This is a genomic window from Allobosea sp. NPDC055332 (assembly GCF_053645455.1).
The window spans coordinates 1362991-1382783 of sequence record NZ_JBSHMO010000002.1 but is presented as its reverse complement, the minus strand read 5'-3'; the positions used below and the strand labels follow the sequence as shown (position 1 = coordinate 1382783).

Annotated in this window: 23 protein-coding genes; 13 read left to right on the top strand and 10 right to left on the bottom strand. The window is 67.6% G+C overall.

The features are described 5' to 3' along the window. The first annotated feature begins 69 nt into the window (after positions 1 to 69). Positions 70 to 1359 carry an Hsp70 family protein gene (locus ACWIGM_RS15250; protein WP_454026755.1) on the top strand — a complete coding sequence of 430 codons (1290 nt, stop codon included), beginning with the start codon at positions 70 to 72 and terminating at the stop codon, positions 1357 to 1359. Positions 1360 to 1365: 6 nt separating this feature from the next. Here the strand turns inward: ACWIGM_RS15250 and ACWIGM_RS15245 are convergent, their stop codons facing one another. Beyond that, complete coding sequence (locus tag ACWIGM_RS15245; RefSeq protein WP_454026754.1) at positions 1366 to 1740, bottom strand: cupin domain-containing protein; 375 nt, start codon at positions 1738 to 1740, stop codon at positions 1366 to 1368. A gap of 165 nt (positions 1741 to 1905) precedes the next feature. On the opposite strand from ACWIGM_RS15245, the gene sppA reads away from it, so the two are divergent. Genes sppA through lhpI form a run of 4 tightly spaced genes read left to right on the top strand, consistent with a single transcriptional unit; the run spans position 1906 to position 4496 of the window. After that, on the top strand, positions 1906 to 2874 hold the full coding sequence (gene sppA / locus ACWIGM_RS15240) for a signal peptide peptidase SppA (protein ID WP_454026753.1): 969 nt from the start codon (positions 1906 to 1908) through the stop codon (positions 2872 to 2874). Positions 2875 to 2902: 28 nt separating this feature from the next. Further along, on the top strand, positions 2903 to 3187 hold the full coding sequence (ihfB, locus tag ACWIGM_RS15235) for an integration host factor subunit beta (protein ID WP_092155113.1): 285 nt from the start codon (positions 2903 to 2905) through the stop codon (positions 3185 to 3187). Positions 3188 to 3205: 18 nt separating this feature from the next. Then, entirely contained in the window at positions 3206 to 3541 is a 336-nt protein-coding gene (locus tag ACWIGM_RS15230; RefSeq protein ID WP_454026752.1) for a LapA family protein, read from the top strand. A 10-nt stretch (positions 3542 to 3551) separates the two neighbouring features. Then, on the top strand, positions 3552 to 4496 hold the full coding sequence (lhpI, locus tag ACWIGM_RS15225; protein WP_454026751.1) for a bifunctional Delta(1)-pyrroline-2-carboxylate/Delta(1)-piperideine-2-carboxylate reductase: 945 nt from the start codon (positions 3552 to 3554) through the stop codon (positions 4494 to 4496). Positions 4497 to 4528: 32 nt separating this feature from the next. On the opposite strand, the gene ACWIGM_RS15220 is transcribed toward lhpI, so the two are convergent. Continuing rightward, positions 4529 to 4702: a DUF3309 family protein gene (locus ACWIGM_RS15220; protein WP_454026750.1), complete on the bottom strand. Its 174-nt coding sequence runs from the start codon at positions 4700 to 4702 to the stop codon at positions 4529 to 4531. 93 nt (positions 4703 to 4795) lie between these two features. Next, a complete protein-coding gene (locus ACWIGM_RS15215; RefSeq protein WP_454026749.1) occupies positions 4796 to 5782 on the bottom strand; it encodes a Bug family tripartite tricarboxylate transporter substrate binding protein in 987 nt (328 codons plus the stop codon). A gap of 136 nt (positions 5783 to 5918) precedes the next feature. Here ACWIGM_RS15215 and mepA point away from each other — a divergent pair, with 136 nt between their 5' ends. Then, a complete protein-coding gene (mepA, locus tag ACWIGM_RS15210) occupies positions 5919 to 6860 on the top strand; it encodes a penicillin-insensitive murein endopeptidase (protein ID WP_454026748.1) in 942 nt (313 codons plus the stop codon). Positions 6861 to 6966: 106 nt separating this feature from the next. Then, the gene (locus ACWIGM_RS15205; protein ID WP_454026747.1) at positions 6967 to 7665 is read left to right on the top strand and encodes an alpha/beta hydrolase; all 699 of its coding nucleotides are present in this window, start codon (positions 6967 to 6969) and stop codon (positions 7663 to 7665) included. A gap of 57 nt (positions 7666 to 7722) precedes the next feature. Here the strand turns inward: ACWIGM_RS15205 and ACWIGM_RS15200 are convergent, their stop codons facing one another. Beyond that, positions 7723 to 8868, bottom strand: a complete 1146-nt coding sequence (locus tag ACWIGM_RS15200) for an extensin-like domain-containing protein (protein WP_454026746.1) — start codon at positions 8866 to 8868, stop codon at positions 7723 to 7725. A 118-nt stretch (positions 8869 to 8986) separates the two neighbouring features. Continuing rightward, positions 8987 to 9427: a DUF2306 domain-containing protein gene (locus ACWIGM_RS15195; RefSeq protein ID WP_454026745.1), complete on the bottom strand. Its 441-nt coding sequence runs from the start codon at positions 9425 to 9427 to the stop codon at positions 8987 to 8989. A 182-nt stretch (positions 9428 to 9609) separates the two neighbouring features. On the opposite strand from ACWIGM_RS15195, the gene ACWIGM_RS15190 reads away from it, so the two are divergent. Continuing rightward, entirely contained in the window at positions 9610 to 10317 is a 708-nt protein-coding gene (locus ACWIGM_RS15190) for a glutathione S-transferase N-terminal domain-containing protein (RefSeq protein ID WP_454026744.1), read from the top strand. Positions 10318 to 10455: 138 nt separating this feature from the next. Here the strand turns inward: ACWIGM_RS15190 and ACWIGM_RS15185 are convergent, their stop codons facing one another. From ACWIGM_RS15185 to ACWIGM_RS15170, 4 genes are read right to left on the bottom strand one after another with little or no spacing between them, the layout of a single operon-like run. Beyond that, on the bottom strand, positions 10456 to 11229 hold the full coding sequence (locus ACWIGM_RS15185; RefSeq protein WP_454026743.1) for an ABC transporter ATP-binding protein: 774 nt from the start codon (positions 11227 to 11229) through the stop codon (positions 10456 to 10458). Between the two features lie 5 nt (positions 11230 to 11234). Continuing rightward, on the bottom strand, positions 11235 to 12227 hold the full coding sequence (locus ACWIGM_RS15180; RefSeq protein ID WP_454026742.1) for an ABC transporter substrate-binding protein: 993 nt from the start codon (positions 12225 to 12227) through the stop codon (positions 11235 to 11237). Between the two features lie 55 nt (positions 12228 to 12282). Beyond that, positions 12283 to 13089, bottom strand: coding sequence for an ABC transporter permease (locus ACWIGM_RS15175; RefSeq protein ID WP_454026741.1), 807 nt, complete (start codon positions 13087 to 13089; stop codon positions 12283 to 12285). Then, the gene (locus tag ACWIGM_RS15170; protein ID WP_454026740.1) at positions 13086 to 13934 is read right to left on the bottom strand and encodes an IclR family transcriptional regulator; all 849 of its coding nucleotides are present in this window, start codon (positions 13932 to 13934) and stop codon (positions 13086 to 13088) included. Before ACWIGM_RS15170 ends, ACWIGM_RS15175 begins: the two co-directional genes overlap by 4 nt. Positions 13935 to 14055: 121 nt before the next feature. Between ACWIGM_RS15170 and ACWIGM_RS15165 the strand changes: the two genes are divergently transcribed. The 3 genes from ACWIGM_RS15165 to ACWIGM_RS15155 all read left to right on the top strand — a co-directional run bounded on the left by ACWIGM_RS15165 (position 14056) and on the right by ACWIGM_RS15155 (position 16910). Beyond that, on the top strand, positions 14056 to 14754 hold the full coding sequence (locus ACWIGM_RS15165) for a hypothetical protein (RefSeq protein ID WP_454026739.1): 699 nt from the start codon (positions 14056 to 14058) through the stop codon (positions 14752 to 14754). Further along, positions 14754 to 15533, top strand: a complete 780-nt coding sequence (locus tag ACWIGM_RS15160) for an SDR family NAD(P)-dependent oxidoreductase (protein ID WP_454026738.1) — start codon at positions 14754 to 14756, stop codon at positions 15531 to 15533. The genes ACWIGM_RS15165 and ACWIGM_RS15160 overlap by 1 nt, the downstream gene beginning before the upstream one ends. A gap of 132 nt (positions 15534 to 15665) precedes the next feature. Beyond that, positions 15666 to 16910 (top strand): amidase, encoded by a 1245-nt coding sequence (locus ACWIGM_RS15155; protein WP_454026737.1) that lies wholly within the window; start codon positions 15666 to 15668, stop codon positions 16908 to 16910. A 463-nt stretch (positions 16911 to 17373) separates the two neighbouring features. Here the strand turns inward: ACWIGM_RS15155 and ACWIGM_RS15150 are convergent, their stop codons facing one another. Next, positions 17374 to 17610, bottom strand: a complete 237-nt coding sequence (locus ACWIGM_RS15150) for a hypothetical protein (protein ID WP_454026736.1) — start codon at positions 17608 to 17610, stop codon at positions 17374 to 17376. Positions 17611 to 17865: 255 nt separating this feature from the next. On the opposite strand from ACWIGM_RS15150, the gene ACWIGM_RS15145 reads away from it, so the two are divergent. Continuing rightward, the gene (locus ACWIGM_RS15145; protein WP_454026735.1) at positions 17866 to 18837 is read left to right on the top strand and encodes a TIM44-like domain-containing protein; all 972 of its coding nucleotides are present in this window, start codon (positions 17866 to 17868) and stop codon (positions 18835 to 18837) included. Positions 18838 to 18980: 143 nt separating this feature from the next. Continuing rightward, a complete protein-coding gene (gene dapB / locus ACWIGM_RS15140) occupies positions 18981 to 19787 on the top strand; it encodes a 4-hydroxy-tetrahydrodipicolinate reductase (protein WP_454027011.1) in 807 nt (268 codons plus the stop codon). Positions 19788 to 19793 lie beyond the last annotated feature (6 nt).

The following is a 19793-nucleotide window of genomic DNA, read 5'->3' as shown; positions in this document are numbered from 1 at the left end:
GCCTGACCAATCCATCGGCCCGCGCGGAGAAATCCGCGCGGGCTTTTGTTTCGGCTGAAGGAGGTGAAGATGCAGGACGCAGCGATCGGGATCGATTTCGGCACCACGAACAGCGTGGTCGCGCTCGCACGTCCTGATGGTTCGGTGACGACCCGCAGCTTCGCCACCAGGCAGGGCGCCGTCGACGCGTATCGCTCCGCTTTGATGTTCTGGCGCGAGGGCCGGCCGCCCCATGCCCGTGTCACCCATGTCAGCGGCCCCGACGCGCTCGACATGGCGCTCGGCATGACCACCGAGCATCGCTTCCTGCAATCGCTGAAGACTCATCTGTCGAGCCGTGCCTTCCAGGAGACGCGGCTGTTCGGCAAGCTCTTCCGCCTAGAGGACCTGATCGCGGTCTTCCTGAGCGACCTCTCCGCCGGCCTCGACGATCTCGGCGAGCGCGCCGTCCTCTCCGGCCGCCCGGTCGTCTTTGCCGGTGACCGGCCGGACGAGACGCTGGCGCTCTCGCGCCTTTCCGCCGCCTACGGCAAGGCCGGCATGACCAAGGTCGACTTCGCCTATGAGCCGCTCGGCGCCGCCTACTGGTATGCGCGCGAGCTCAAGACACCGCAGACCATGCTGGTCGCCGATTTCGGCGGCGGCACCAGTGACTTTTCGGTCATGCGCTTCGAGCCCGGTGCGAACGGGACCTTGCAGGCCGTTCCGCTCTCCCATGCCGGTGTCGGTGTCGCCGGCGACACCTTCGACTACCGCATCATCGAGCATGCGGTCTCGCCGCTGCTCGGCAAGGGCTCGGACTATCTTTCCTTCGGCAAGCGCCTGCCGATCCCGGCGCACTATCATGCCGCCTTCGCGCAATGGCACCGGCTCTCGCTGATGAAGAGCAGGGAGACCATGACCGAGCTCAAGGCGTTGATCCGCGACGCAGTCGAGCCTGGCAGGCTCGAGGATCTGATGACGGTGATCGAATACGATCTCGGCTACGAGCTCTACCGCGCGGTCTCGGCGACCAAGATCGCCTTGTCCTCGCAGGAGGAGGCGCAGCTCAGCTTCGACCAGATGGGCGTGCGCATCGATCGTACGGTGACGCGGCCCCTGTTCGAGCGCTGGATCGCCGAGGATGTCGCGGCGATCGAGGGCGCGCTCGACGAGGCGCTCGCCGCCGCCGGCGTCGACGGCGACAAGATCGAGGCGGTGTTCATGACCGGCGGAACCTCCTATGTGCCGGCGGTGCGCGCGCTGTTCGATCGCCGCTTCAGCCCGCAGCGCATCCATATCGGCGATGCCTTCCGTTCGGTGGCGAGCGGGCTTGCCCTGCTCGCGCTCGACCGGCAGCGGGCGCTGGCCGAGGCCTGAGCCGGCTCAGACCCAGCGGTCGTTCGGCGCAGTGCGCTCGCCACCCTCATGGCCGGTGTTGAGCGTGCCGCGCGGCTCGATGAGCAGCATGCAGACCTCCTTTTCGGCGTAGGGCTTGTGCTCCTGGCCCTTGGGCACGACGAACATCTCGCCGGGGCCGACGGTGACCGAGCCGTCGCGGAATTCGATCCTGAGTGAGCCGTCCAGCACGAGGAAGGCCTCGTCGGTCTCGGGATGGTCGTGCCAGATGAAGTCGCCCTCGATCCTCACGATCTTGATCTGGTAGTCGTTGAGTTCGGCAAGGACGCGCGGTTGCCACTGGTTGTGAATGCGGCCGAGCTTCTCGGCGAAGTTGATGGCGCTATAGGCTTTCTCGGGCATCTCGACATTTCTCCGATCCAATGGCGCGATGGTTGCGAGCGATCGCCGCCGGCGTCTTGAACGATCGTGCAGGACCTGCGGCGGTCTCACGCAGTGGCAACTGCCGCCTTGCCCCTCTGACACCGCGGAGCTACATCACAGGGCCCCGCCAACGGAGCTGCCGACATGTCGTCCGATGCCGATCTGCTCGCCGATCGTCGCAGCCTGCGGCGAAAGCTGTCGCTGTGGCGGCTGCTCGCCCTGGTCGGCGTCGTGGCCCTGATCCTCGCCGGCGCGCTCGCCTGGAGCGGACGCCTGCCGGGTAGCACCTCGCAGGCACATATCGCCCGCGTCACCATTTCCGGCTTCATCTCCGGTGACCGCCGCACGCTCGAATTGATCAAGTCGCTGGAGGAGAGCCGCGCCAGCGCCGTGCTGCTCAGCATTGATAGCCCTGGTGGCACGGTAACCGGCTCGGAGGCGGTCTACGATGCGGTCCGCCGCCTCGCCGCCAAGAAGCCCGTCGTCGCGGTCGTGGACGGCATGGCCGCCTCCGGCGGCTACATCGTCGCGCTCGGCAGCGAGCGCATCGTCGCGCGCCAGACTTCGATGGTCGGCTCGATCGGCGTGATCGCCCAGATTCCCAATGTCGCGAGGCTCCTCGACACGATCGGCGTCAAGTTCGAGATTACTCGCTCGAGCCCGCTCAAGGCCGCCCCGAGTGGACTGGAGCCGACCTCGCCCGAGGCGGCGGCCGAAACGGCGCGCGTCATCGCCGACAATTACGACTGGTTCAAGCGGCTGGTCGGCGAGCGCCGCAAGCTCGCCGATCCCGAGGTTGCGACCGTATCCGATGGCCGTGTCCACTCCGGCCGCCAGGCGGTCAAGCTCAAGCTCATCGATGAGGTCGGCAGCGAGCAGGAGGCGATTGCCTGGCTTGAGCGCGAGAAGGGGGTCGGCAAAGATCTGCCGGTTCGCGACTGGCGCCGTCGCAGTGAATCCTCATCCTATGGCCTGTGGAGTGCGGGCGAGGCGATGGCTCGCGCCGCCGGCCTCGAGGCGCTCGCGGCGCTGCTTGCGCGCGCGGCCGAAGTGCCGGTCGGGCTGCGGCTTGACGCGCCCTTGGCGCTCTGGCAGCCTGCCGTCGAAAAGTGACGATGTTACAAGCGGTTATATTGGGCCCATGATAAAATCAGAACTCGTCCAGCGCATCGCCGAGCGCAACACCCATCTCTACCAGCGGGATATCGAGAACATCGTCGGCTCGATCCTCGATGAGGTCGTCAAGGCGCTGGCGCGGGGCGATCGTGTCGAGCTGCGCGGTTTCGGTGCCTTCTCGACCAAGGAGCGTGCCGCTCGCGTCGGCCGCAACCCGCGCACGGGCGATTCCGTCAAGGTCGAGCAGAAGTTCGTGCCGGTCTTCAAGACCGGCAAGGAGCTGCGCATGCGGCTGAACGGCAAGGCCTGAGCGGGCCGGAGGAGCGGGATGAAGGCTTTCTTCAAGGCGCTGGTGCTCGTTCCGGTCGCACTGCTCGTGGTGCTGTTCTCGGTGGCGAATCGCGCGCCGGTCCGGGTCTCGCTCGATCCGATCAGCCGCGATGCGCCGGCGTTCACGCTCGACCTGCCGCTCTTCGCCGTGATCCTCGCTGCCATCGCCGTCGGCATCCTGATCGGCGGCTTCGCTTCCTGGCTGGCGCAGGGCAAGCATCGCAAGGCCGCGAGGGTCAACCGCCGCGAGGCCGACAAGCTGCGCAACGAGGCGCAGTCGCTGCGTGCCGCCGTGCCGGATTCGGCGCTGCCCGCCCTGACCAACCGCGTCTGAAGATCCCGCCATGCGTTTCTTCTCCGCGGCCGAGATCGACGGCCTGCTGAATTTCCCCGCGCTGATCGATGCGCTCGGCGCCGCCTTCCGCGGCGACATCGTCACGCCGGTGCGTCATCACCATGAGATCGAGCGCCCGGATGCGGCCGCGACCTTGCTGCTGATGCCGGCTTGGACCGCGCTGGAGGCGAAGCCCGCCTTCCTAGGCACCAAGGTCGTTACGGTGTTCCCCGGCAACGCTGCGGTCAGTCTGCCGAGCGTGATGGGCACCTATCTGCTGATGGACGGTGCCACCGGCGCGCCGCTCGCTGCGCTGGACGGGGCGCGCCTGACGCTGTGGCGTACCGCGGCCGCTTCTGCGCTTGCCTCGCGCATGCTGGAACGTCCGGACACCAAGCGGATGCTGATGGTCGGAGCCGGCGCGCTCTCGCCTTTCCTGATCAAGGCGCATCGCAGCGTGCGCAGCTTCGAGGACATCGCGATCTGGGCGCGCCGGCCCGATGCCGCCGCCGAAGTGGTCGCCGAACTGGCGCGTGAGGGCATCGAGGCGCGCGTCGCGGAGAACCTGGAAGCCGAGGCGCGGCAGGCCGATCTCATCTCCTGCGCGACGCTGTCGCGCGAGCCGCTGATCCATGGCCGCTGGCTGAAGCGCACCGCTCATCTCGATCTGGTCGGAGCCTTCAACCTGTCGATGCGCGAGGCGGATGACGAGGCGCTGCAGCGCGCCCACGTCTTTGTCGACACCGAAGCCGCGCTGCACGAAGGCGGCGATGTCGCCGTCGCGATCAAGGCGGGCGCCTACACGGCGGAACAGGTTTGCGGAACGCTGGCCGGCCTTTGCCGCGGGCAATACGACCCGGCAGTCGAGCGCGACGACGTCACCTTGTTCAAGTCGGTTGGCACCGCGCTCGAGGATCTCGCCGCCGCCATGCTGGTCTGGAAGCTGGCGAACTGAAGCGCAGCGCTAACCTTGCGCTGGCTGCGACATTAGACCCTGACCACGGGTCCGCCGAGCGCCCCGAGCAGCCATAGGACGATCACGATCATCAGCACGAGGCCGACCACGCCGCCGAGCCCGGCGCCGCCATAGCTGCGGTGGCCATAATATCCGCCGCCGCCGAGCAGGATGATGAGCAGGATGATGATGAGCAGGGTGGACATGGCTCGCGCCCCTTCTTCCGTCCGCCCGCCTCGCCACTCATCGGCGAGCGGGCGTTCCAAGAACGTCGGGCGCGAAAGGTAAGTTCCCTGAGGTCACTCCGCCTTGATGCCGACCTCGCGGATCAGGCTGACCCATTTCGTCTGCTCGGAGCGGACGAAGGCGGCGAGCTCAGCCGGCGTGTTGCCGACAGGCTGGGCCGCGAGCTGGTCCATCTTGCCGCGCACGACGGGGTCGGCGATCGCGGCCTTGGTCTCGGCCTGCATCCGGTCGATGATCGCCTGCGGCGTCTTCGCCGGCGCGAACAGGGCGAACCAGGACGAGACGTCGAAGCCTGGCACCAGATCGTTGATCGGCGGGAATTCGGAGGCAGTCGGCGCCCGCTGCGCCGTGGTGACGCCGAAGGCGCGTACCGTGCCGGCGCGGACCTGCGGCAGCGCGGGCGTGATGTTGTCGAACATCAGGTCGACGCGCCCGCCGATCAGGTCCTGCATCGCCTGCGCCGAGCCGCGATAGGGCACATGCACCATCTTGATGCCAGTCAGCTTCTGGAAGAGCTCGCCGGCGAGGTGGATCGAGGTGCCGACGCCGGAGGAGGCATAGGTCAGTTTGCCTGGATTGGCCTTGCCATAGGCGATCAGCTCGGCGGTGTCCTTGACCTTCAGCGTCGGGCTGACGACGAGCAGGTTCGGCACCAGCGCCACCATGGTGATCGGGGCGAAGTCGGTCAGCGGATCGTAGTTGACCTTGGCGTAGAGCGCCGGATTGGCGACGAGTCCGACCGAGACGATCAACAGCGTGTCGCCGTTCGGCTCGGAGCGCGCCACCGCCTCGACGCCGATATTGCCGCCGGCGCCGGCCCGGTTCTCGACCACGAAGGTCGCACCCAGCGCCTGCCCGACCTTGTCGGCGACCAGCCGGCCGAGGATGTCGGTGGCGCCACCGGGCGTGAACGGCACGACCAGCTTCGGCGTGCGCCCCTGCGGCCAGGCGCCTTGCGCGTGACCGGCGGCCGGCAGCGCGAGCGAGGCACCGAGACCGCCGAGCAGCGTGCGGCGATCAAGGGTAAAACGGTTCATCATCCGGTGTCTCCTCGCTATCCGTCTGGCTTTCTGCCCGTTCTTTGCGCTGCAACATGCCGGCTGAGCCTGTTCCCGTCCAGCCCGGCCGCTGCGCTCCGGCTTGACCTGCCGGCGGGCTGCCTGCGATTCTTCCTCCATGCAGTTGCTTCGCCGCTTCGTCCCCCTGATTCTCCTGTCGATGCTGGCCGCAGCCGGGGCTGCGCATGCGCAGTCCACTGCCGAGGCGGAGGCGAAGACCCGCTCCGCCAATATCGCAGCCTACCCCGATGCGGCTCGCGCGTTGTTCGGCCAGAAGGCCACGCCTTCAGCCTTGAAAGCCCGCGCCATCGGCTCTTATGCGAAGGGCTGCCTGGCGGGCGCGACCGCTCTGCCGGTCGATGGCGAGAACTGGCAGGTCATGCGCCTCGCCCGCAACCGCAACTGGGGCCATCCCGAGCTGATCGCCTTCCTCGAGCGCTTCGCCCGCGAGGTGCCCAAGATCACCGGCTGGAGCGGGTTGCTCGTCGGCGATCTCTCGCAGCCGCGCGGCGGCCCGATGCTGACCGGTCACGCCTCGCATCAGATCGGCCTCGACGCCGATGTCTGGCTGACCCCGATGCCGCGCAAGCGCGTCGACAGCGACGACCGCGAGAACATGGCTGCGACCAACATGGCTCGCGCCGACTGGCGCGACGTCGACCCGAAGAGCTGGACGCCGGCCCATACCCGCCTGATCAAGGCAGCGGCGAGCGAGCCGCGCGTCGAGCGCATCTTCGTCAATCCGGCACTCAAGGTCGCGCTCTGCCGCGAGGCCGGCTCCGACCGGAGCTGGCTCGGCAAGGTCCGGCCGATGTGGGGGCACAACTATCATTTCCACATCAGGATGAGCTGCCCGCCCGGCGTCGAAGGGTGCGCCGGCCAGGAGCCTCCCAATTTCGGCGATGGCTGCGGCGAGGAGCTCTCCGGCTGGATCGAGCGCCAGCACCAGGCGATCTTCAACCCGCCCAAGCCGAAGCCCGGCCCGAAGCCGAAACCCAAGCCGCCCATGTCGCTCGACGCCTTGCCGGCGGAGTGCCGGCAAGTGCTGGTGTCACGCTGACAGGGGCACTTTTCAGGATTCGCTTGCTCTCTCCCGAGCATTCTACTTTGGTAGCATGGGGCGCTTCTCCCGGGGCCATAGCTCCGGCTGATCAGAGGAGAATGCGATGAGTGCCAAGCCGACGATCGTTCTCGTTCATGGTTTCTGGGGTGGGGCCGCTCATTGGAGCAAGGTCATCGTTGAACTGGTCCGCAAGGGCCATGCCGATTTGCGCGCCGTCGAGATGCCGCTGACCTCGCTCGCCGATGATGCCGAGCGCACCCGCAAGATGGTGAAGCAGCAGGCTGGGCCGGTCCTGCTCGTCGGCCACTCCTATGGCGGCGCCGTCATCACCGAAGCAGGCGACCTGCCGAATGTCGCGGGTCTCGTCTATATCGCCGCCTTTGCGCCGGATGCCGGAGAGAGCCCCGGCGGTATCAGCCAGCAGACTCCGCCGGCTGCGATCGCCAATCTGGCGCCGGACAGCGATGGCTATCTCTGGATCAACTACGACAAGTTCCACGAGAGCTTCTGCCAGGACCTGAGCGCCGACGAGGCCCTCGCCATGTCCGTCGCCCAGAAGGCGCCGCTGGCCAGCACCTTCGGCGATGCGATCACGGCCCCGGCCTGGAAGAAGAAGCCTTGCTGGTACCAGCTCTCCACCGACGACCGGATGATCCATCCGGACAACCAGTACCGCATGTCCGAGCGGATGAAGCCGCGGCGCATCCTGACGCTCGATGCCAGCCACGCTTCCCTGGCCTCGCGGGCGGGAGAAGTGGCCGGGCTGATCGACGAGGCTGCCCGGGAGGTCGCCAAGGCCTGAGAGGCAAGCAGCTTGAAAGGCGATGGCGGGGTTCCTCTGCGGATCCCCGCCATTTTCTTACCGCCGGATCGACCCGGTCTGCTGGCCTTGCGGCCGATAGGCGAACGGGTCGTTGCGCGGGTTGATCGGCGGCTCCTCACCCGGTTGCGCGCCGTCGAGGATGCCGTTGCCTTCCTCGTCGCCGACGATCAGCTCCTCGGTCGGCGGCACCGAGCCCGGCAGCTGCAACGGCCCGCGCATGTCGCTCGGCATCGGCTGCGGCTGATAGCGCGGGCTTGTTTGCTGCGGCGCCTCCTCGAGATAGCGCCGCTGGTTTTCCAGCCCGCCCTGGCCGGCGCGATGGGCGACGGAGTAGCCGCCATCGACGGCGCCCGGCGGACGCAGGCCGCCGCTCGGCTGGCGCAGCAGCCCGCCCGACCCGCCCGCCACCATCGGCGGCGGCAGGCCCTGGCGCGTCGCCGGCTCGTGCTGTTGCAGCGCCATGCTGTTTGGCCGCGCCGGGTCCGGCGGCGGCAGGTTGTAGTTGGGCTCGTATTTGATCACCGGCTTGCAGATGTGCCGGCCTTTCGAGTGGCGCGCCAGGTCGATGTGGAAATGGTCGTAGTGGAAGGCGTCGGCACCGGGGCCGAGCACCGTCGAGAAATGCTCGCAGGCGCCGACGAAGATCTCGCGCAGGAAGGCCTGCTCTTCGGGCGAGCCGCGCCAGCCATCCTTGACGGTGACGACGCGGTTATCGTTCAGCCGGAAGGAGAACACGTCGACGGCGTTGCCGAAGGCGTGTTCGGAGGTGCGGCTGGTGCCGGTGCCGTTGTTCATGGCGCGGCAGGAATAGGAGCCGGCGCGGATCTCGATCACCTGCGCGCCCAGCACGTTCATCGCTGCCGGCTGTACCACCTCGGTGAACCATTTGTCGGTGGTCGCGACCACCGGGCAGGCCAGCGTCGCATTGCTGGTCAGGGCGACGCTGCCATTGGCGAAGGCCGCGACGCGCAGCGGCTTCTCCATGCCGCAGGTGCCGGGGCCGTCGATCGCCTTCTCGCGCAGGCTGACATAGGCCGAGAGCTGCACCTGGCGCGAGGCCAGGCACTGGGCTTCGGCCTGGTCACGCCAGGCGGCGCGCTGCGGCTTCTGGAACTTGCCGCAGCCGGCAAGGCCGGCGCCGATGACGCCGAGCGCGATGAGAGTGAGATGAACGCGACGCATGACAGATCAAATACGAGGCGTTGGGTGAACGGTTTGTTGACCGGCTGCGTCCCGGAAGCCACGACGGGATTAACTTTGCCGACGGCGTTAAGCCGGGGTTAACGCTGCCGGGGCGGCGTTAAGGTGTTGCCGCCGCGACGGTGCCGAAGGCGACCTTGTTCATCACGCGGCCCGGCATCAGGGTGAAGGCGCCGGCCACGACCAGTCCGGCGAAGAGCCAGAGCATGGCGGAGCGGTGGGCAACGATGTTGCCTCGGCGGCGCATGATGATCGCATAGGGCAGGTTCACGATCGTCAGCACGCTGAGCAGATGGATCGCGCTGTAGCGGCCATTGCTGGTGATGAAAGCCGAGCTCGCCGCTGTCACAGCCATCCCGACCACGAAGATCCAGCCGATGAGACGATGGCGCGCCGTGCCCTTGCGCATGGCGAGGACAGTGAGGCCCGCCGCCAGCGAGACCAGCGCTGCCAGCGCGTGCAGTTGCATGATGGGCGGCGCGGCAAGCAGCGGGGCGAGCGTCATCGCGATGTCCTCGCGGGGGACTACGATGTCGAGCATAGCGTCGAGATGTGAATCCTGCGTAAGCCAGTTGGCGTTTGCGCAAGGTCCGCGCGGTTGCGCCGATGGGAGCTGCACTCCAACTTACGACGCAACGTCATGGCTCCGCGCCATCGGCGTCCCGCCGACAGGGCACGCCAGGCAACGCCGGCGCCTCGCCCGCCATCCGAGGAAGTCTCTCGATGTCCGATCTCTCCGCTTTCGCGATCACGCAGCGCTGGCCGGCCCAGCATCCCGACCGGCTGCAGCTCTATTCGCTGCCAACGCCCAATGGCGTGAAAGTCTCGATCATGCTGGAGGAGACCGGCATCCCCTATGAGCCGCATTTGGTCGACATCGGCAAGAACGAGAGCTGGACGCCGGAATTCCTCTCGCTCAACCCGAACGGCAAGATCCCGGCGATCATCGATCCCAACGGCCCCGGCGGAAAGCCGTTCGGCCTGTTCGAATCGGGTGCGATCCTGGTCTATCTCGCCGACAAGGCCGGCAAGTTCCTGCCTACCGACCCGGCGCGCCGCTACGAGACCCTGCAATGGGTCTTCTTCCAGATGGCGGCGATCGGCCCGATGTTTGGTCAGGTCGGTTTCTTCCATAAGTTCGCCGGCCGCGAATACGAGGACAAGCGCCCACGCGACCGCTACGCCAATGAGAGCAAGCGCCTGCTCGGCGTGCTCGAGACCCGGCTCGCTGGCGGCGACTGGCTGATGGGCGACGAGTACACCATCGCCGACATCGCGACGCTCGGCTGGGTCCGCAATCTCGTCGGCTTCTACGGCGCCGGTGAACTCGTCGAGTACGACAAGCTCAAGCTCGTCCCGAAATGGCTGGAGCGCGGGCTGGCGCGTCCGGCGGTGCAGCGTGGGCTGGAGATTCCGAAGCGGCCGGGTTGAAGTGCCCTCTCCGTCATGGTCGGGCTTGTCCCGACCATCCACGTCGTCGTTCGAGCAATGCGGTGTTCAAGACGTGGATGCTCGCCACAAGGGCGAGCATGACGGCGCAGTAGCGACCGCGCGCGGCGGCGCTGCCCTCTAGTACTTGATCACGCCGAACCGCCGGAACGCGTCATGGATGCGATCCGCATAGGCGTTGAAGCTCGGATAGTCGCCGAGATGGGCCGGGCGCGGCCGCGGCAGTTCGATCTTGATCTCGTCGACGACCCGGCCGGGTGTCGGCGACATCACCAGCACCCGGTCGGAGAGGCCGATCGCCTCTTCGATCGAGTGAGTGATGAAGACGACGGTCTTGGCCGTTTCCAGCCAGAGCATTTCGAGATCGTGCCGGATTTGCGTGCGGGTGATCGCATCGAGCGCTCCGAAAGGCTCGTCCATCATCAGCACCGAGGGATTGTGGATCAGCGCGCGGGCGATCGAGACGCGCTGGCGCATGCCGCCGGAGAGCTGCTTCGGATAGCGGTCGGCGGCATGGCTGATGCCGAGCTTGGCGAAGAGCTCGAGCGCGCGTTCCCTGGCCGGCGCCAGTGGCAGGCTGCGGATCTCGGCCTGCAGCATGACGTTTTCGAGCGCCGTCCGGAACTCCAGCAGCAAATGGTCCTGGAAGACGATGCCGATATCGGTCAAGGGCTCGGTCAGCTTCCTGCCGTTGACCAGGAGCTCGCCGCCGCTGGTCGGGATCAGCCCGGCCGCCATCAGCATGAACGTGCTCTTGCCGCAGCCGGAGGGGCCGATCAGGCTGACGAACTCGCCGCTCCTGATGTCGAGCGTCAGGCCGTCGACGGCGGTGAAGCCGCCGAAGGTCTTGACGATGCCGCGCCCCTCGATCGAGGCGGCGGCACTGGCGGCCATGGCGCTCACGAGCAGGCCGGTGCCGAAGCCGGCAGCAGCTCGGTCGTGTAGTAGTCGCTGATCGGCTTGTCCTTGGGCAGGCCGAGATACTGCGTCAGCAGGTCGAAGCTCACGCTCCAGTTCTTCTCCGGCACCTTGCCGAGCGAGGTCGCGCCGGGCGCGCAGAGCAGCTTGTTGACGACGTCGAACTGCGCCAGCACCTGCGCCTTCTTCACCGAGGGGAACTGCGCGACGACGGCGTCGGCGGCGCCGTCCGGGTTCTTGCGGGCGGCATCCCAGCCCTGCAGGCTTGCCTCGATGAACTTCTTGTAGAGGTCGGCATCGGCCTTGATCTTGTCGTCGCGGGCGATGATCGAGAGCCCGACGGTCGGCACGCCGACATCGCGATAGAAGATGTCGCGCACCTTGAAGCCGCGCTCGCGGATCTGCACCGAGTGGAAATCGGCGCCACCGAGGATGGCGTCGACCTTCTTCTCCAGGAGCGCACCGACGAAGGCGCCAGGGTCGATGTTGATGACGTCGACCTTGCCCTTGTCGATGCCGTTGCTGGCGAGGATGGCGTCGAGCAGCGTCGTCTGGGCCGTGCCGGGCTGGACCGCGAGCTTCTTGCCGACGAGATCCTTGGGCGAGGCGATGCCGCTGTCCTCCAGCGCTATGATGGCGAAGCCATTGGTCTGCAGCACTGGGGCGACGATCTTCACCGGCGCGCCCTTGGTCCGCAATTGCATCGCGGCGGGCGCGTCGGCGAAGCCGACATCGGTCTGGCCCGTCGCGACCATCTGCGCGGTCGTGCCCGAGCCCTTGCCTTCCTCGATCGTCAGGTTGATCCCGGCCTTCTCGTAGAGGCCCATCTGCTTGGCCATCATGAAACCGGCATTGGGCGCGGCGGCGAGGAAGTTCAGGGTGATCTTCATCGGCTTGCCGCCGGCCTGGGCGAGCGCGCCACTCGTACCGAGTGCCAGTATCGCGGCTGCGGTGAGCAATGTCCTTCTCAGCATGGTCGTTCTCCCTGTTGTTCCGGTTCGCCCGGATTGTCGGTCGCGTCTTTGGTCTTCAGCCTTTGCGCTGCCAGGGCATCAGCAGCATTTCGAGCCAGTCGACGAGGTAGCTGAACAGGATGCCGACGGCCGAAAGCGCCACCAGGCAGGCGAAGATCAAGGGCATGTCGAGGAAGCTCGTGCCGCGCAGCAGGAGATAGCCGAGGCCGGCATTGGCGCCGACGAACTCGCCGACGATCGCGCCCGTCGCCGCGAACACGGCCGAGACCTTGAGCCCGGAGAAGATATAGGTCAGCGCCGCCGGCACCCGGACATAGCGGAAGGTCTGCCAGGCCGAGGCGCCCATCGAGCGGGTCAGATAGAGTACGCGCTCGTCCAGCGCCCTGAAGCCCGTCATGCTCGCGACCAGCGTCGGGAAGAAGCAGAGCAGGAAGGTCAGCAGCACTTTCGGGAACAGGCCGAAGCCGAACCAGACGACGAAGAGCGGTGCGATCGCGATCTTCGGCACGAGCTGGAAGAAGACGATGACCGGATAGATCGCCTTCTCGAGCAGTTTCACCGAGACGATGATGTAACCGAGCGGGATCGAGATCACCGCCGCCATCAGGAAGCCGAGCACGATCTCGTTCGCCGTAACCAGCGTGTGGCGGAAGATGTCGGCGCGATCGAGCCAGAGCCGCTCGAAGAAGGCGCTCGGCACCGGCAGGATGTATTCGGGAATGCCGGCCATCGGCACCAGAAGCTGCCAGGCGACGAGCAGCACAGCAAAGCTCGCCAGCGGCCAGGCGATGGCCGAGAGCCAAGCCGCGGCTTTGCCGGAGGCTGACGGCGTGGCCGTGGTGGTCGCGGTGTCGCTGCTCATGCTGATGTCTCTGTCGGCGTCGCCCGTGCGGGCGCTTCGCTCGATACGGTGGGAAGCGCGCCGATCTGCCGCCGCCTGAGTGGCCAGATTGCCGCCATCTCCCGTGCGGCGGTGGCGAGCGCCGCCGCAACCTCGCCCCGGCGCGCCTCGTGCATGCGCGGCAATGGCCCGGCGACGCTGAGCGTGCCGGCGACCGGTGCGCTAGCATCCGGCCCGGCGCGGAAGGTCGTCGCCATGGCGACGGTGCCGATCTCACCCTCCTCGACCGCCAGCGCGTAGCCCCGGCTACGGGTCTCGCCAAGGTGCCGGCGCAGGGCGTCGACGTCGCCCAGTGCGTTCGGGCCGGTCCGCCCATCCGCGTTGAAGCCGCGCGCGCAGACGATGCGCAACGCCTCCTGCTCCGGCAGCGAAGCGAGCCAGGCCTTGCCGGTGGCGGTGGCGTGCAGGACGATGCCCATCCCCATCGGCGGCTCGTAGCGCAGCCCGGCGGTGGCGCCCTGGGCACGGGCGATCCAGGTCAGGCTCTCGCCCTCGACCACGGCGAGGCGGCAATATTCGCGGGTGGCGCGGGCGAGCGCGTCGAGGACGATCTGGCCGGCATCGGGCAGGCCGCGCAAATCGAGATTGCGGAAGGCGAGCTGCGACAGCTTCAGCGTCAGCCCATAGGCACCCGATTGCGGGTCCTGCGTGACGAAGCCGCGCTCGGCGAGGCTTGCGAGCAGCCGATGGGTCGCGCTGACCGGTAGGTCGAGCCGCTCGGCGAGCACGGTCAGGTCGGCGCCGTCGGCCTCGCCGGCCAGCGCCTCCAGCAGCTTGAATGCACGCTCGACCGCCGCGATCGTCACTCGTTCCCACCCTGTCTCGATTAGAATTGGAAATCGTTTCCAATTTGGATTTCATTTTCGTATAGAGAGGAGGCGAGGCCGAGTCAACGCGCCGCGCTGGATGAGCCCGGTGGAGGGGACGATGAGCCTGGCAGGTGAGGGTGCGGTCGCGATCTGGCACGACATCGCGCCGGAAGGCAGGGCGGAATTCTATGCCTGGCATGGCGAGGAGCACATGCCGGAGCGGGTCGGTATCCCCGGCTTCCTGCGCGGGCGTCGTTATGTCGCGATCGACGCCGATCTCGAGTTCTTCAATCTGTACGAGGCGCAGACCGTCGAGGTGCTGAAGGGGCAGGACTACACGACCAGGGTCAACGCGCCGACGCCCTGGACGGTCTCGGCCGTGAAGCATTTCCGCTCGGTGGCGCGCGCGATCTGCCGTGTCGGCCACACCAGCGGGCCGGCCCAGGGCGGGCTGATCGCGACCCTGCGCTATGATGTGCCCGACAATATCGCTTCGGCCCACAAGGCGGCGCTGCTGCGCGGGCTGGTGCCGGATCTGCTCGCCATGCGTGGCGTCGCCGGCGTCCATCTGCTGGTGTCGGATCCGCAGGCGAGCGGCGTCGCGACCGCCGAGCAGAAGGTGCGCGGCGTCGCCAACGCCGTGCCGCGCTGGGTGCTGCTGGTCGAAGGCTGGGGCGACGAGGCGGACTTCATCACCCTGGCCAAGGCGGAGCTCGGCGCCGAGGAGCTCAAGGCTCTCGGCGGGGAGGGTCCGTTCTCGCTCGGCCTTTACCGCCACCAGGTCACCCGGACCAAGACCGCCTGGAGTGCCGGCTGATGAGCGCGCGTTACGATCTCTCTGGCCGCCATGCGGTGATCACCGGTGGCGCCGGTGGTCTCGGCCGCGGCATCGCCAATGCGTTGATCGGGGCCGGCGCGAGTGTCGAGCTCTGGGACCAGGATGCCGATGGCCTGGCGCAGGCCGTGGCCGAGCTCGGGCGCCGGGCCAGCCAGCGCCAGCTCGACATCCGCGATCTCAACGCCGTCGAGGCGGCGGCCGATGCCGCGATCTCGGTCCATGGCCGCATCGACATCCTGATCAACAATGCCGGCGTGCTCGGCGAGGTCAGGCCGATCTGGGAGACGACGCCGGAGAACTTCCAGCGCGTGCTGCAGGTCAACCTGTTCGGCGCCTATCTGGTCACGCGGGCCGTCATAGGCCGGATGCTGCGCCAGGAGCCGCGTCGCTCGCCGGATGGCCACCCGCTGCGCGGCCATGTCGTCAACATCGCCTCGATCCAGGGCAAGGAAGGCATGGCGATGGCCGCAGCCTATTCCGCCTCGAAGGCCGGGCTGATCGCGCTGACCAAGAGCGTCGCCAAGGAGACGGCGAAGGAGGGCATCATCGTCACCGCGGTGACGCCGGCCGCTGCCGAGACGGCGATGGCGAGAGAAATTTCGGCTGAGCGGCGCGCCGATATACTGTCGCGTATCCCGATGGGGCGCTTCGTCGAGGTGCCGGAGTTGGCCCGGCTGGTGCTCTGGCTGTCCTCCGACGACTGCTCCTTCTCGACCGGCGGCATCTTCGACCTTTCGGGCGGCCGCGCGACCTATTGAGCCGCGCGCCGTCGCGGCGCGCCGGCTGCATACCCCGCTTGCAAGGGCTTGTTCCTGGCTTCCTTCATGCGCGGGGCCTGTGCCAGCATGGCCGCATCGGTCGTCCGGCCGCAGGATTCCAGGGGCAGGTTCATGCTTTCGGTTCGTGATATCGCTCGCCGCGTCGCCAATGGCGAGATCTCGGCCCAGGCAGCCCTCGCCGACAGCGAGCGGCGAATCGACGAGCGGGATAGCGACCTCAGGGCCTTCGCGGCTCGTCCCGAAAGACTGTCCGCAGGTGAAGGGCCGCTCTCCGGCGTTGCGGTCGGCGTCAAGGACATCATCGACACCGCCGATCTGCCGACCGGCATGGGCTCGGCAATCTATGACGATTATCAATCCAGGGCCGATGCGCCGGTCGTCATGGCGCTGAAGGCGGCGGGCGCGACCGTCGCGGGCAAGACCCAGACCACAGCCTTCGCCTTCCTCGATCCTGCGCCGACCCGTAACCCGCACGATCCCTCGGCCAGCCCAGGCGGCTCCTCCGCCGGCTCGGCGGCGGCGGTTGCAGCCAGTCTCGTCCCGCTCGCGATAGGGACACAGACCGGCGGCTCGGTGATCCGTCCAGCCGCCTATTGCGGGGTCGCCGCGATCAAGCCGTCCTATGGGCTGCTGCCGACGGTCGGAGTGAAGCCCTTCTCCTGGTCGCTCGACACGCTCGGCCTGATGGCCGCCAGCGCCGACGATCTCGGCTTCGCTCTGGCGGCCTTGACCGGGCGCGCCGATCTCGACGCGCCCGAGGCTGCGCTGGAGGGGCTCAGGCTCGGCCTTTGCCGGCAGGAGTTCACCGACAAGCCGGAGCCGTCCTGCGAGGGAGCGCTGCAGCGTATCGCCGATTTCGCCCGCAAGGGCGGAGCGACCGTTCTGGACGTTGCGGCGCCGGCCGAGCTCGCCGAGACCTTTCACGCTCATGGGCCACTGCAGAACTGGGAGGCGACGCAGGCGCTCGCCTGGGAATATGCCCGTCATCGTGACGACCTGCCGCCGAAACTGCGCGCCTATCTCGACGAGGCCCGCGCCACCACGCCGCAGGACTACGACGCAGCCCGCGCCAATGCCCGGCGTGGACGGCAGGTCGCAGAGCGCTGGCTCGGCGAGGTCGATCTGGTGCTGACCTATGCCGCTCCGGGCGAGGCGCCGGAGACGCTCGCTTCCACTGGCGATTCCAAGTTCAACCGGCTCTGGACGCTGCTCGGCACGCCCTGTCTGACCGTGCCGTTGATGCGTGGTCCGCGCGGGCTGCCGGTCTCCTTCCAGTTGGTCGGGCGTTTCGGGGACGATGCCCGCGTCATCGCCGTGGCGCGTGCGCTCGAACGCCTGATCCTGATGCCGGCATGACGACAACTCGGCAAGATCTGGGCGCTGGTCCCGCGTGGGACAATATTGCGCTGCAACAACTCCGGCTTGATTGTGGCGGAAAGGATTTATACTGCACTTTGGAATACTAATAACCTCTGTCGAGAAGGTCTTGTTCGGGACTATCCACAAAGCAGTTCAATGCTTTAACCGCTGATTAAGTACGCTTCTCTGGTGTGGCCTTGGCTGCGGCGACGCAGCCACTTGCGGCGGCCGCTGTTTCTGCTAGCTTCCATGTCAGGTCAATGACAAAGGAGGGTTCACATGAACCTCGCGCTAAGTCTCGACCGGTTGGCCATGGGTGCGGCATTTGCGCTGGTTCTGGCGATCGTGATCGGAGCGTTCTGACGGGGAAGTCAGTCTCAAGTCGAAGGACCACAAGCCAATTGGGAAGCGTCGCGGGAGAGGCCCTGCGGCGCTTTTCCTTTGGAGCCGTCAGAACCGCTCAGCTTTCAGGGCAGGGGTTCTCGGTCACTTCCCAGGACATCATGTTGATCACCCGGCCGCAGGTGGCGAGGCGTCGTCCCATCGTGGTGCGGATGCAGGCCATGCTGCCCTCCGCGATCTTCTTGCCGTCGTTCCAGCAGAAGCAATAGGGCTCGGGCGCCTGCGCCAGACGCGGCTTGTCGAATGCGACAGCCCGCTCCTGCGCCAGGGCGGGGGGCGAAGACAGTAATAGCATCGTCGCAGAGAGAACCGACAACAGCAGCGTTGCGGCACCAGAGCAGGGTAGCCTCCGAGGGGGTCGGACCATGGCTCGCTCCTGTCGTTCGCCTGATCAGCGTAACGATGCGGAAACGATAGCATATTGAAGCCGGCAACCCAATATTGTCAGGGCGTGTTCGCCGAAGGTTGGAGGCTGCCCCCTCCTTGCGAAAGTCGTACGACCCGACCATATTCCGGGTCCAGTGAGCCGATCCCGGCTCCGGGAGGAACCATGTCACTGATTTCGCTCGCCCGTCGTGGCCGTGCAATCGCCCTCATCGCCGGCGCTCTTCTGCTGGTGCCGATCATCGCCGAGGCCGCCCCGGGCGGCCGCAGCATGGGTAGCCGCGGTTCGCGCAGCCAGTCGCAGGTCGCGCCGACGCCGACCGCGCCCGGCTCCTCGTTCCAGCGTAGCCCGACGCAGGCGCCCGGCCCGTCGGCCGCCACGCCGGCCGCTGGCGCTGCGGCGGGTGCCGCCGCGCAGGCGGCCCGCCCGTCCATGGCGCGCAGCCTGATGATGGGCGTCGCCGGTGGTCTGCTTGGCGCCGGCCTGTTCGGCCTGCTCTCGGGCGCCGGTTTCGGCGGTCTCGCCGGCATGCTCGGCCTGCTCTTCCAGGTCGCGCTGATCGGTGGCCTGATCTGGCTGGCGCTGCGCCTGTTCCGTCGCCGCAGCGAGCCGCAGCTCGCCAGCGCCGGTGGCCCGCTCGGCCGTGAGGCTTATCAGCCGCAGCCGGCTGCTCCGGCCATGGGCGGTCTCGGTGGCGGTGCTGCCGCGGCTGCTGCCACCAAGCCGGTCGAGTTCGAGCTGCAGGGAGCCGATTACGGCACCTTCGAGCGCCTGCTCTCCGAGGTTCAGGCCGCGATCTCCGACGAGAACGTCGCGCGCCTGCGCCAGATCACCACGCCGGAGATTTCGGGCGCGCTCGAGGACGAGTTCGCCGACAACGCTCGCAAGGGGCTGATCGAGAAGGCTGCCGACGTCAAGCTGCTGCAGGGCGACCTCGCCGAATCCTGGCGCGAGGACGGCTACGACTACGCCACTGTCGCGATGCGCTTCAGCCTGCTCACTGCCATGGTCGAGCGCAATGGCGGCAAGGTCGTGGAAGGCCACGCCACCATCCCGCGCGAGGTCACCGAGCACTGGACGTTCGTGCGTTCGCGCGGCGGCGAGTGGAAGGTCGCGGCGATCCAGCCGGTCGACTGAGCCAGCGACGACACCCGAAATCTGCGCGGCCGGGCTTTGCCCGGCCGTTTTTCGTTTCGGCCGGCTTAGAAGCGCCCTATAGGCATCTCTAGCGTCGGCGTCCGGCGCCTGCCTTGGCTATCTGGAGCTTCACCATGAGCGACATGCGTCTCGTCGTCGTCGGCGCTGCCGGCCGGATGGGCCGCACGCTGGTCAAAGCGATCAACGATACGCCGGGCTGCGTGCTCTGCGCGGCGATCGAGCGGCCGGGCTCGCCTGCGCTCGGCCAGGATGCTGCTGTGCTCGCCGGCCTGCCCGCCAGCGGTATTCTGGTCAGCGACGATGCGCTCGCCGCCTTCGTCGAGGCCGAGGGCGTGCTCGACTTCACCACGCCCGAGGCCACGGTCGCCTTCGCCGGCCTCGCCGCCCAGGCCCGCATCGTCCATGTCGCCGGTACCACCGGCATGGAGCCGCAGCATCTGGCCAAGCTCGAAGCCGCCTCGCGCCATGCCGCGATCATTCGCTCCGGCAATATGAGTCTCGGCGTCAACCTGCTGGCAGCGCTGGTGCGCAAGGTCGCGGCGACGCTCGGCACCGACTGGGACATCGAGATCGTCGAGATGCACCATCGCATGAAGGTCGACGCGCCCTCCGGCACCGCCGTCCTGCTCGGCGAGGTGGCTGCGCAGGGGCGTGCCGTCGATCTCGCGGAATCCCGCGTCGCGGTGCGCGACGGCCAGGTCGGCGCCCGCCAGCCCGGCACGATCGGTTTCGCAGCCTTGCGTGGCGGCACCGTCATCGGCGACCACAAGGTGATCTTCGCCGGGGCCGGCGAGCGGCTCGAACTCGCCCATGTCGCCGAGGATCGCAGCCTGTTCGCGCAGGGGGCGGTCAAGGCCGCGCTCTGGGGCCGCGGCCGCAAACCTGGCCTCTATTCGATGGCCGACGTGCTTGGCCTCGACAAGTTCTGAGCACGG